The sequence below is a fragment of the Streptomyces sp. NPDC097619 genome (assembly GCF_040302735.1).
In the GTDB taxonomy this organism is placed as follows: domain Bacteria; phylum Actinomycetota; class Actinomycetes; order Streptomycetales; family Streptomycetaceae; genus Streptomyces.
In genome coordinates this window covers 1-12,065 of sequence record NZ_JBEOSD010000209.1, presented here as the reverse complement: position 1 = coordinate 12,065, position 12,065 = coordinate 1, and the positions used below count along the sequence as shown (strand labels likewise).

Genomic DNA, 12,065 nt, shown 5'->3' with positions numbered 1-12,065 from the left:
AGCTCGTCCTTGTGGCCCTCGGCCATCAGACGGATGATCGACAGCTTCAACTCGTCGTTGATCGTGGTGATCTCCTCGGCCCCGGGCATGAAGGGGGCGGCCCCGGCCCACAGGTAGTCGTAGACCTTGCACAGGAAGGTCACGAGGGTCGGTTCGCGGATCACGACCGCGCCAGGGTTCCGTCCTTTGACCTGCTGCTCAGGCAGGAAGACGATCTCCCGGTCGTAGATGATCATCCGGTCGATGAGTTGGTCCGTGGTACGCACCTCCGCGCCGGCAGCGGTCACCGCTCGGACGTAGGCCGTGGTGGCCAGGTCGCTGCGTACGGTGTGCTGATAGAGGTTCTTGATCACCATGCCGCGCTCCAGCCGTTCCAGCGACTTGGGGAGCGCCGCTTCGAGGAGACCGGAGGCTCGTGGTCCGCCCGGCTGGGCGGAGAGGATCTCGGAGCGACAGCGCTTGGCATGGTCGTCGAGGGTGGCCTGGAGCGCCTTGATGTCGGTGATGACATCGAAGGCTTCGGCCTCGTTGCGTTGTCTGCGGCTCTCGAAGTAGGCGGGGAGCAGGGCGAGCATCTCGGTCCGTACCTCGCTGACGGACTGTTGGAGCTCGCGGATCTGGCTCTCTGCCGGTCCCACCAGGTCGACCACCGCGGCACCGGGGCTGATGGGCACCAGCACATTGGGTTCGCCCGGCATCGGGCGCAGCAAGCGAAGACTTTGGAGCGTCTCCTCGATCCGCACGGCTTGCTCGTCGCTGACGCCGAGTTCGGCGGCGACCTCTTCTCTGACATAGCGGCCGCGGAGCACTGCCTGCCGGTAGGCGGATGCACTCGTGTCATCCAACCTGCTGAAACCCACCCCACCGAGGACGTTTTCGGACATCTCGCTATTACTCCCCCCGTTGCGAGAACAAGTTGCCAGGCAACTTTACGACAGCACTGAAGCCTTGGGTCCGTATTGGCCGCTCGGCAGACTAATTGGCGTAACGACAGCGACGGGCCTTACTTGGGGGTAAGTGTGAACGGCCTCGGACTTCGAATCGGTACATCAGTAGCAGCTCTTCTCGCTGCGATCGCTATTGCAGTGTCCGTGGGGGCGGGCGCTGCTCAGGCTGACATCACTCAGCCGCCGACGGCACCGGCGAGTGCTCCGTCGCCCTCGCCCACCGCGTCTCCGCTCGACTGGGAGTGGGGGTGACCTGGTCGTGACTTCGTCGGACTGGGAGTGGAAGTACGCAGGCTGAACTTCCGATTAATGCTGTATTGAGCAGGCCCGCCAAGCGGCGGGCCTGCTCTTTTTCGTATCGTGGAAGTTCCCCTTAAGTGCTCCACAAGGAGGCTCTGGGAGGCTGTCGCCGAGGCTGCTCCCGGTTCCCCCGCCGGTAGAGTCGCCCACCTGCCCCGCCCTCGGAACCCCAAGTTCGAGAGGCGGGGCCTTTTGTTGCCCGTTGAACAGTTCCGGAAGGTCGAAGCATTCGGCTCTGCAGTCTTCCGGAATCGGGTGATGAGGTTTTCCACTTTCTTGCTCGCTAATATTCTCCATTGCTTCGGCCGATTGCGTGGGCCACCTGCGACCGTGAATTCACCCCGAGTTTCTTGAAGATGCGACTCATGTAGGTCTCCACGGTTTTCACACTGATGTCGAGACGGGTCGCAATTCCCTGGTTCGTGCGTCCGGCGCCCACGAGGGCGGCGATCTCCAATTCACGTGAACTCAGCCCGGAAAGGTGTCCGCGACGCTCTTCCGCCGCCGAGCGGCCGGAAAGGCGGCGCCGCAGCCGTCCCGCCGCCGCCGCGAGCGGTACGGCGCCCGTGCGGCGGGCCGCCGCCGCGGCCAGGTCCGCGGCCGTGGTGGCGGCGTCGGGGTCGTCGCCGGCCGCCCGGGCGGCGGCCAGCTCCAGGGCCGACGGGCCCAGCAGGTACGCCTGTCCGAACCGCAGGGCCAGTTCGGTGCCCCGGCCCGCGTGCCCCGTCGGGTCCCCGTCGCCGAGGGCCGTCTCCGCCGAGGCCAGCCAGCGCAGCGCCTCCAGGTCGGCGGCCAGCTCCGCGTCCTCGAAGCCGTCCAGCAGCCGGGCGCAGCGGCGCGCGTTGACGGCGGACTCCGCGAGGTCCCCGGTGGCCGCCTGGACGGCGGCGAGCCGGGCCACGGCGTGGGCGTGCGCCGGTTCCCCCGCAGGGCCCGCGTCCTCCACGGCCCGGCGGGCGTCCTCCCGTACGGCGGTGCGCACGGTCTCCCAGTCCTGTTGGGCGGCCGGGCCGGGGCCGTCGCCGTCCGGTTCCAGCAGCAGGGCGGCCCGCTCGCCGAGCAGGGTGCCCGCGGGGCGGGGGGCGAGGTCCAGGGTGTCGAGGAGCTCGCGGGCCTGGTCGGGCCGGCCCTGGAGGCGCAGGGCGCGGACCCGCCACAGCAGGGCGTCGTCCCGGGCGCCGGGGGCCCACACCGAGTACAGCCGCGGCCAGAGTTCGGCGTAGCCGCGCAGGGCCTCCTCGGTCTCGCCCGCCACGACGAGCGCCTTCAGGAGCAGGACGCGGGCTTCCACGGGGGACTGCGGGTAGCGGGTGACCCGGCGCAGGATCCGGACCGAGCGGGCGGGCTGGAGGAACAGGCCGTCCCGGGCCGCGAGGGCGAGGACCCGCAGGTCGTCGGCGGTGAGCGGGTCCGCGTCCTCCAGGTGGGCGGCCAGGGCCAGCCGGCCCGAGGGGGTGCCGTCGGAGCGCAGGGCGGTGACGGCCCGCTGCCGGGCCGCGCCCCGCCAGCCGGCTCCGGAGGCGTGGTAGAGCAGGGAGCGGACGGCGGGGCGGGTGAAGCGGAAGCGCAGGGCGGAGCCGTCCGGGTCCACCAACCCTTCCGCGTGCAGTTCGTCGAGGCCGCGGCGGACCTCCTCCTCCGGCAGCGGGGCGGCCGCGGCCACCTGACCGGGGGTGAAGGGGGAGCCGACCACGGCCGCCGTGCAGGCGGTGCGCCAGCCGAGCGAGGACAGCGAGTGCAGTTCCACCGGCCCGCGGTGCAGCAGCGGGGGCACCCCGAGGGTCAGTTCGGGTACCGCCCGGAGCCGGCCGCCGCCGTCCTGGCCGAGGATCCGCAGCAGGCCGGGCACCCCGGCGCCGTCCCGGAGGGCCTGTGCCTCGGCCATCGGGTCCAGGCCGGGCGGGAGCAGGGTGCGGGCCTCGGCCGGGGGCAGCGGTCCCAGCGGGAGGTGTTCCACCCGCCCGCTGTCGTAGGCCACCGCGGACAGGTGCCGGGCGGTGGTGCCGGTACGGTGCGCGAAGACGGTCATGACCGCGGCGCGCGGCGGATGGTGGACCAAGTGCGTGAGGAAGTCCAGGGTCTCGGGACCGGCGCGGTGGGTATCGTCCAGGACCAGGAGCAGCCCGCCGTCCCTGGCGAGGAGTTCGATCAGGGTGCGCAGGGCGCGCACCGTTCCATAGGCGTCCGGCGGGTCGGCGGCGGTCGACGTGGCCAGTGAGGGGAACCACGAGCTCAGACATCGCGTGTGCACCGGACCGAGTTCTTCGAACAGGGAGCCGTCGGCCTGACCGAGGTGTTCGTCCAGGGCGTCCACGAGGACGTCGAAGGGGCGGAAGGGGCCGGGGCGCGGCACACTCCCGAAAGCCAATTTCCAGCCATCCCCCTGGGCGGAATCGGACAGCTTCCGCAGCAGGTGCGTCTTTCCCGACCAGGGCTCTCCGGTGACCCGGACGAACCGAGCCGACTCCCGAGCGAGGAGCAGCGTCCGCCGCAGCAGGGCGAGTTCCTCTGCCCGTGGCGTCAGCGGGTCCTTCAACATGGGTCGGTCTCCTCGGAGTTCGGGCCGGAGGAACTGAGTCGTTCCGGCCAATGTGGGGCCCGTTCTCTTTCGGTCGAGAACGTACGTACGGATGAGTCCTGACGGTGTGTAAGGGTGTCCGATTTAAGTGTCAGGGATTTCCCGGACACGGCTTCCCTCCGTCCCCTACGGGAACGGACCGAGTTCCCGGCTTCTTCCGTCTGTTTATCAAGCGGAGGAGGGATTTCCGCGGCCGGTGTGAGGAATAGCCCCGACTGGTGCGGCCGGGGACCTGCGCCGAGCATCTAGCGCATTCCGTTAACGGCCCGACCACCCGAGGAGCGGCATGCCCACCACCGCACAGCGGCTTCCGGATGCCGGGCGTCCGCACCGGCCCGCCCCCTCCCCGGCCCCGGCACCCGCTCCGGCCCCCGCCCCGCCCCGGCCCGCCCCCGGTACCCGCCGCGGCACCCGCATCGGGTACGCCTCCGGAGCCCTCGTCACCGGCTCCTTCACCACCCTGCCGGGCCTGCTGCTCCTGCCCTACCTCACCGACACCCTCGGCATCGGCGCCGGACTGGCGGGCACCCTCGTGCTCCTGCCCAAACTCTGGGACGTCCTGCTGACCCCGCTCGCCGGACGCCTCGCCGACCGCACCCGCGGCCGCTCCGGCGGACGCCGACTGCACGTCCTCGTGGGCGGCCTGGGCACCGCCGCCGCCTTCGCCCTCATGTTCGCCGGCGCGGCCGCGGGCACGGCCGGCGCCCTGTGGACGGCCGCCGGATTCCTGCTCACCGCCACCGCGTTCGCCTTCTTCCACGCCTCGTACGCGGCCCTGCCCGCCGAGCTCACCGACAGCGCCCCGGACCGGGTCCGGCTGGTCGGCGGCCGGGTCGCGGGCATCGCGGTGGCCGCGATCCTCGCCGCCGGAGTGACCCCCGCCCTGGTCGGGGCGGGCGGCGGGGGCATCGAAGGGCACCGCTGGGCCGGGGTGTTCGCCGCGGTCCTGGTCACGGCGGGCACGATCGGCGTCTTCCGCGGCACCGCCCGCACCGCGGCCGCCCGGCCCACTCCGCCCCGCGGCGCCGACCGGGCCCCGGGGACCCCCGCCGGAACCGGCATCCCAACCGGGACTCCCGCCGAAACCGGTGCCGCCGCGGAGGAGCCCGGTGCCGCCGCCCGCCGCCGGCTGCTGCGCGCCCACCCCGCCTTCGCGGCCCTGCTGCGCTGCGCCACCGTGCAGGTCGTCGCCACCGGACTGCTCCTCGCCGGCGCCCCCTACTTCGCCGAACACGTGCTCGGTGAACCCGCCATGACCGGCGCCCTCGTGACCGCCTTCGTCCTGCCGAACCTCTTCACCACCGGAGCCTGGCGCCGGTACGCCCGCCGCCACGGCACCGAACGCGCCTTCGCCGCCGCCTCGGCCCTGTTCACCACGGGCTGCCTGCTGCTCCTGGCCGCACCCGTGCTGCCCGCCCTCTTCACTCCGCTGGTCCTGCTGATCGTGGGCACCGGACATGCCGGGCAACTCCTCTTCCTGTACGCGATGCTGGCCCAGACCGCCGCCGACGGGGCGGCCCGCACCGGCACCGCCCGGGCCGGGGCCCTGTCCGGACTCTTCTCGGCGGGGGAGACCCTCGGCCTGGCCCTGGCGCCCTTCCTCTTCGCCCTGGTCCTCCAGGTCAGCGGCTACGTCTCCTCCGATTCCGGGCAGGCCCTCGCGCAGAGCGGCACCGCCCGCGCCGGGATTCTCCTCGGCATGGCCGTCCTGCCCGCCCTCGCCACCGTCACCGGATACGCCCTGCTCCACCGGGGCCGCCGCCGCGGCACCGCTCCCGCGCCGCGGGCCACCGCCGCCTGAACGGACCGGACCCCCGGCGCGGCGCCCCCCGGCGCCGCCCGGGGGTCCGCCCCGTCCCGCGCTACGACAGCCGGGCCGGGGGAGCCGTCTCGGGGAGCAGCGGCACCGCGCGGCCGTCGGCCCGGACCAGCAGCACCCCGGCCCCCGACCCCGCCGACACCTCGCCGACCTCCGCCGCGTCCGCCCCCTGCGGGTGCGCCCGCAAGGCCGCCAACACCGCGTCCGCGTGCTCCGGGGCGACCACCAGACAGGCACAGTTCGCACTGGAGGCGTGCCACGGGGCGACCCCCAACGTGTCCAGCGCCATCCGCACCTCGTACTGCACCGGCAGCGCCAGCTCTTCCACCCGCAGGCCCAGCCCGGCGGCCCCCGCCAGCGAGTCCAGCACCGGAGCCAGGCCCTCGCCCGCCACCGGCCGCACCACCCGCACCGCGCCCGCGGGCACCGCCCGCCGCACCTCCGCGAGCAGCCCGCCCAGCGGGGCACAGCCGCCGCCGATGATGCTCTCGTAGCCCAACAGCCCGCGCACCGACAGCAGATGGGCTCCGTACCCGCCGAGCGGGGCGCTCAGCAGCACCCGGTCCCCGGCCCGTACCGGCGCCGCGACCGGCGAACCGTCCCGGAACACCCCGACGCCGGTGACCTGCACGTACAGCTGGTCGGCCTCACCGGCCCGGACCACCCGCACGTCCACGGCCGTCACCACCACCCCCGCCGCCCGGGCCGAATCGCGCACCGAGCCGGCCATCCGCCGCAGCCGAGCCAACGGGAGCCCCGCCTCGGCGATCACCGACAAGGTGAGGGCCACCGGCTCGGCGCCGGCCGCGGCCAGTTCGTTGACGGTGCCGCACACCGCGACCTGCCCGATGTCCCCGTCCCCGTAGAACGGCGGGTCCACCACGAAGGCGCCCGTGTGCAGGACCGGGGCGGCCGCGCCCAGCGGCGGGCACGGCGCCAGGACCTCGCCGAGCTCCGCCACGACCACGGCGCGCGGCCCGCCGCCGCCGGGGCCCGCGGCGGGTCGGTCGTCGGCCAGACCCACCTGTCCTCCCTGTCCGAGCTGTCCGGGGGCGGCGGTCGCGGTGCCGCCGGGACGGGCGCTCACGCGGCCCGCGCAGCGGTGATCTCGGCCTCGGCCGTGACCTTGCCCAGCTGGGACACCGTCAGCCGCACCGTGGCGCAGGGCCGGCCGGCCCCGTCCCGGCCCACCGGTCCGGTCACCGCGGTGCAGCTCAGCGGCAGGTCCAACTCCGCGAACCCGCGGAAGTGCACGGCCAGCCCGGTCAGCGCGGTCTCCGCGGGCGCGAACCCGTGCCGTCGCCCCGCCGCCAGCAGCGCCGTCTGCCGCACCGCCTCCACCAGGAGGAGCCCCGGTACCGAGTCCGTACCGTCCAGGAAGAACACCGGATGACCGGGATCGACCACGATGGCGGTGGTGGTCACCTCCCCGCGCCCCTCGGGTACGGAGACCACCACATCGGCGGCCTCCGCCCGACCGACCGCGCCCGGCGCGGCCGACGGACGTACCGCCCCGGCCCCGTCCGGCCTCGGTCCCCCCGCCGAGACCGCGGCGAGGCGGCTGGTGGCGCGGTGGGTACGGGCCACCGCCGGTGGCAGGAAGACCAGTTCGGCGGAGCCGGCACAGCCCGGCGCGCCGTCGATGTCCAGGGCGCCGGTCAGCCGCAGCCCCCGCGGCACCCCGCCCACCACCTTGGTGGGGACGGCCCCGATGTCCATGCTCATGCGCGGGCGTCCGCCCGCCGCCCCGGCCCGCCACACCGCCGGGTCCGGCACCGACCAGCCCATCCGCACGAACAGGCAGGCCCGCTCCGCGGGCACCCCGAAGTAGCGGTGCCCCAGCGACAGGCCGAGCTGCCGCACGATCTCGGTGAACAGCTGGGTGTCGTGCCCGCCGGAGGCGTCGCGGAACAGGGAGGGCCCACAGGGCAGCCCCGCCGCCAGCACGAACCGTTCCCCCGCGGTACCGGAGCCGGAGCCCGGCTCCGCCGGGGGCCGGGGCAGGTGGACGAGACGGCGGGTCACGGCCGTCAGATCGAGCTCTTCGGCTGTCGCGGAACGGGACATCCTCACTCCTTGCGGGTGCGCCGCCGCCCGGGCGCTCCCGCACGGCGTGCGGGGAGCGAGCTGCGGGCCGTCGGTGGTCGCGCGGTTCCCCGGGGCCCGAGGGGAGGACGCGTCGCCGCGCCGGCGGACTCCCGGGCCCGCCGCGGGCGGAACACGGGCCCGGCCGGGACCCGGACCCGCCGCCCAGCTTGGCCGCGGCCGCCCCCACCGGCCAAGACATCGCCGGTGGCACCTAGTTGCACGGCAGGTAGTGCCGTCTTCCGGGCCCGTCACCCGCGCGCTTTAGTCGCGCGCAGGGGCACCGCCGCACACTCGCGGCACGAGGGCAGCACCGGGGGGTTCCCGTGGCGCGCGCCGCCCTCCGGACGTCGTCCGTCCCGCCGGCGGTGACCCGCCGGGCACCTTCGAGCCAGGAAGCAGCCACGTTGATGAACGAGACCAGGGACGCAGCGCGGTGAGCGTCACTGTCCGGGTACCGGCCAAGGTCAACCTCCACCTGGGCGTCGGGGGCACCAGGCCGGACGGCTACCACGAACTCGTCAGCGTCTTCCAGTCCGTGTCGCTCTTCGACACCGTGACGGCCACCGGCGCGCCCGAACTGTCCGTGACCGTCGCCGGGGAGGACACCGCCGCCGTCCCCGCCGACCACCGCAACCTCGCCGCCCGCGCCGCGGCCCTCCTCGCCGAACGGATCGGCGTCGAACCCGGCGTCCACCTCCACATCGACAAGCGGATCCCCGTCGCCGGGGGCATGGCGGGCGGCAGCGCCGACGCCGCCGCCGCGATCGTGGCCTGCGCCGCCCTCTGGGGCCTGGAACCCGACCACGAGGCCCTCCACGAGGTCGCCGTGCAGGTCGGCAGCGACGTGGCCTTCGCCCTGCTCGGCGGCACCGCCATCGGCACCGGACGCGGCGAGAACCTCACGCCCCTCACCCACTGCGGCCGCTTCCACTGGGTGTTCGCCCTCGCCCACGAAGGACTGAGCACCCCGCGGGTCTTCGTCGAATGTGACCGGCTGCGCGCCGAGGCCGGCACCCCGCCGCCCGAGGGCCCCGCCCTCGACCCCGCCGCCGACTTCGAGGCGGCCCTCGCCTCCGGGGACCCCGCCCGCCTGGCCGCCCTGCTGCGCAACGACCTCCAGGGCGCCGCCCTGACGATCCGCCCGGAACTGGCCGACACCCTCGGCTCGGGACTCGCGGCAGGCGCCCTCGGCGCCCTCGTCAGCGGCTCCGGACCGACCTGCGCCTTCCTGGTCCGCGACGAGGAGGCCGCCCGGACCGTGGCCGCCGCCCTCGTCGCCTCCGGCCACTGCCGTTCCGTGCGCACCGCCCACGGTCCCGTCGACGGCCCCGCCGCGCGCGTGACCACCGCGACGGACACCACCGGGACGGACCGGAGCTCCCTCTACATCTCCCAAGGAGCAGCGTGAAGAGTGTGGCAAGTCCCGCCGAGGCAGGCGGCCGCGAGCAGACGGGGGTGCCGTTCTTCACCCAGGCGGCCACCTTCGAGGAGCTGTGGCCCTCGATCAGCACCCACCTGGACGACGTCTTCGACCGCAACAAGTGGTCCCACGGCCGCAAGTGCCTGGAACTGGAGCGGGCGATCGCCGCGTACACCGGGGCCAAGCACGCCATCGCCGTCAACAACGGCACCGACGCCCTGGTGATCCTGCTGCGCGCGGCCGGGGTGCAGCGCGGCGACGAGGTCGTCGTCCCCGCCTTCACCTTCGCCGCGACCGCCACCACCGTGGCCGCGATCGGAGCGGTGCCCGTCTTCGCGGACATCGACCCCGTCACCTACGCGATGGATCCGGCCTCCTTCGAGAGCCGGATCACCGAGAAGACCCGGGCCGTGATGCCCGCGCACCTCTTCACGCAGCTCGCCGACATGGCCGCCATCAACGAGATCGCCGCCCGGCACGGCATCACCGTGCTGGAGGACAGCGCCGAGGGCATCGGGATGCGCTGGGACGGCAAGCACGCGGGCCTCCTCGGCCGCGGCGGGGTGCTGTCCTTCTTCCCCACCAAGACCCTCGGGGCCCTCGGCGACGCCGGGATGATCCTCACCGACGACGACGAGGTCGCCGAGGCCGCGACGATCCTTCGCCACCACGGCCGCATGGGCAAGACCATCGACCACCTGGCCGGGATCTCCAACCTCTCCGGGATCTCCGGCACCAACAGCAAGATGGACGACCTCCAGGCCGCCGTCCTGCTCGCCAAGCTGCCCCGCCTCGACCAGGACATCGCCACCCGCGCCCGGCTCGCCGCCGCCTACCACGAGCGGCTCTCCGGCATCCCCGGCGTGCTCCGGCTGCCCACCCTCGTCGAGCGCGAGGTCCCCACCGACTCCGTGTTCTACGTGTACGAGATCGAGGTCGAGCGCCGCGACGAGCTGGTCGCCCACCTCAACGCCCGCGGCATCGGCACCGAGACGTACTACCCGATCCCGCTGCACGTGCAGCCCTGCTTCAAGGAGCTCGGACACGGCCCCGGCGACTTCCCCGTCGCCGAGGCCGCCTGCGAGCGGGCCGTGGCGCTGCCGTTCTACCCCGACCTGACCGAGGAGCAGCTCGACACCGTCGTCGGCGCCATTCGGGACTTCTTCACCGGGAGCCAGTCGTGAGGACCCTGCCCTTCTTCCCGCCCGAGCTGTTCGAGGCCGACAAGGACGCCCTGCGCAAGGCGCTGTTCGAGGTCGGCACCGACCCGGACCAGCGGTTCATCCTGGGCCGCCGCACCGCCGAGTTCGAAGAGGCCATCAAGCGGGACACCGGCGCCGCGCACGTCCTGGCCTGCGGCAGCGGCACCGGCGGCCTGGAGCTGTCCGTCGGCGCCCTGGGCATCGGACCCGGCGACGAGGTCATCGTCCCCGCCTTCTGCTGCCAGCCGGTGGCCTCCTCCGTGGTCAACGCCGGGGCCACCCCCGTCTTCGCCGACGTGGACCCCTGGACCATGGTCATGGACCCCGACCACGCCGAGAGCCTGATCACCGAGCGCACCAAGGCCCTCATGCCCGCGCACCTCTTCTCGATCATGGCGGACATGCCGCGGTACGTGGCGATGGGCCGCGAGCACGGCATCCCCGTCATCGAAGACGCCGCGGTCGCCCAGGGCGCTGTCCTCGACGGGATCCCCGCGGGCCGCTGGGGCACCCTCGGCGTCTTCTCCTTCTTCCAGGTCAAGGCCCTCGGCACGATCGGCGAGGGCGGCACCGTCCTCACCGACGACCCCGAGCTGGGCACCGCCGTGAAGATGCTCCGCAACCACGGCCAGGACGGCGTCAACCGCTTCCTGCACCACCGCATCGGCCGCAACAGCCGCTTCGACGAGATCATCGCCGCCTTCCAGCTGCACCGGCTGCCCACCTTCGCCGACCGCCTGGAACGCCGCGCGCAGATCGCGGACTACTACACCGCGCGCTTCGCCGAGCTCGACGACACCGACGTCAAGGCCCCGCCCGCCGGCCGCAACGGCCGCTGCTACTACGTGTACTCGATCCAGGTCTCGCGGCGCGAGGACCTGCGCGCCTACCTCAACGAGAGCGGCATCGGCTCGCACGTCTACTACCCCACCCCGCTGCCGCTCCAGCCGGCCTTCTCGGCCTTCGCGCCCGAGGGCGCCGACTGGCCGAACGCGCGCTGGGCCAGCCGCTCCAACCTCGCCATCCCGATCTGGCCGGACCTGACCGACGCCGAGGTCGAACACATAGCCGACACGATCTGCGAATTCTTCGCCTAGGTCCGGGAGGGACCAGCACCCATGACCGTCACCACGGAAGCGACCCAGGAGCAGGAGTACGTCTTCGACTCCGCCTGGGACAAGGAGACCGAGCGCCTCCACACCAACGAGGCCATCTGGGACCCCGGCACCTTCGAGCGCTTCGAGCGCCTCGGCGTCGGCCCCGGCTGGCACTGCCTGGAGCTCGGCTTCGGATCCGGCTCGGCCGCCCGCCGCCTCGCCGAACTCGTCGGCCCCACCGGCAAGGTGGTCGCCGCCGACCTCAAGCCCGAGCGGCTCGTCGACGAGCAGACCGACACGCTCACGGTGCTCCGGCTCGACCTCCGCGAGGACGAGCTGCCGCAGGCCGCCTTCGACCTCGTGCACGCCCGCATGCTCATCCAGCACCTCCCCGAGCGCGAGGCCATCGTCGCCAAGCTGGTCGCCGCCCTCAAGCCCGGCGGGATCCTCTTCCTGGAGGACACCGACTCCTCCACCCTCTTCCGCAGCGCCCACTCGGAGGAGTTCCTCCAGGACGTGCGCGCCGCCGGATACGGGCTCATGCGGGAGAACGGCCACGACCCGCGCGGCGGCCACGTCGACCACGAACTCGTCCGCGCCACCGAGCTGGAGGA

General features: G+C 73.5%; 9 protein-coding genes. 5 read left to right on the top strand and 4 right to left on the bottom strand.

What is annotated here, in order from left to right:
• Both ABTZ17_RS33740 and ABTZ17_RS33735 read right to left on the bottom strand, forming a co-directional pair.
• A partial coding sequence (locus ABTZ17_RS33740) for a hypothetical protein (protein WP_352199619.1) occupies positions 1 to 884 on the bottom strand: 884 nt, incomplete at its 3' end.
• Positions 885 to 1,530: 646 nt separating this feature from the next.
• On the bottom strand, positions 1,531 to 3,786 hold the full coding sequence (locus ABTZ17_RS33735; RefSeq protein ID WP_352199618.1) for a helix-turn-helix transcriptional regulator: 2,256 nt from the start codon (positions 3,784 to 3,786) through the stop codon (positions 1,531 to 1,533).
• A 325-nt stretch (positions 3,787 to 4,111) separates the two neighbouring features.
• Here ABTZ17_RS33735 and ABTZ17_RS33730 point away from each other — a divergent pair, with 325 nt between their 5' ends.
• On the top strand, positions 4,112 to 5,626 hold the full coding sequence (locus tag ABTZ17_RS33730) for an MFS transporter (protein WP_352199617.1): 1,515 nt from the start codon (positions 4,112 to 4,114) through the stop codon (positions 5,624 to 5,626).
• A gap of 61 nt (positions 5,627 to 5,687) precedes the next feature.
• Here the strand turns inward: ABTZ17_RS33730 and ABTZ17_RS33725 are convergent, their stop codons facing one another.
• Entirely contained in the window at positions 5,688 to 6,731 is a 1,044-nt protein-coding gene (locus tag ABTZ17_RS33725) for an AIR synthase-related protein (RefSeq protein ID WP_352199616.1), read from the bottom strand.
• Positions 6,728 to 7,711: an AfsA-related hotdog domain-containing protein gene (locus ABTZ17_RS33720; RefSeq protein ID WP_352199615.1), complete on the bottom strand. Its 984-nt coding sequence runs from the start codon at positions 7,709 to 7,711 to the stop codon at positions 6,728 to 6,730. The genes ABTZ17_RS33725 and ABTZ17_RS33720 overlap by 4 nt, the downstream gene beginning before the upstream one ends.
• A gap of 454 nt (positions 7,712 to 8,165) precedes the next feature.
• Here ABTZ17_RS33720 and ABTZ17_RS33715 point away from each other — a divergent pair, with 454 nt between their 5' ends.
• The 4 genes from ABTZ17_RS33715 to ABTZ17_RS33700 form a co-directional block, all read left to right on the top strand.
• Entirely contained in the window at positions 8,166 to 9,140 is a 975-nt protein-coding gene (locus ABTZ17_RS33715; RefSeq protein WP_352199614.1) for a 4-(cytidine 5'-diphospho)-2-C-methyl-D-erythritol kinase, read from the top strand.
• Positions 9,137 to 10,336, top strand: a complete 1,200-nt coding sequence (locus tag ABTZ17_RS33710) for a DegT/DnrJ/EryC1/StrS family aminotransferase (protein ID WP_352199613.1) — start codon at positions 9,137 to 9,139, stop codon at positions 10,334 to 10,336. Before ABTZ17_RS33715 ends, ABTZ17_RS33710 begins: the two co-directional genes overlap by 4 nt.
• Positions 10,333 to 11,451, top strand: coding sequence for a DegT/DnrJ/EryC1/StrS family aminotransferase (locus tag ABTZ17_RS33705; RefSeq protein WP_352199612.1), 1,119 nt, complete (start codon positions 10,333 to 10,335; stop codon positions 11,449 to 11,451). Before ABTZ17_RS33710 ends, ABTZ17_RS33705 begins: the two co-directional genes overlap by 4 nt.
• Positions 11,452 to 11,472: 21 nt before the next feature.
• On the top strand, positions 11,473 to 12,065 hold a 593-nt coding region (locus ABTZ17_RS33700; RefSeq protein WP_352199611.1), incomplete at its 3' end, for a class I SAM-dependent methyltransferase.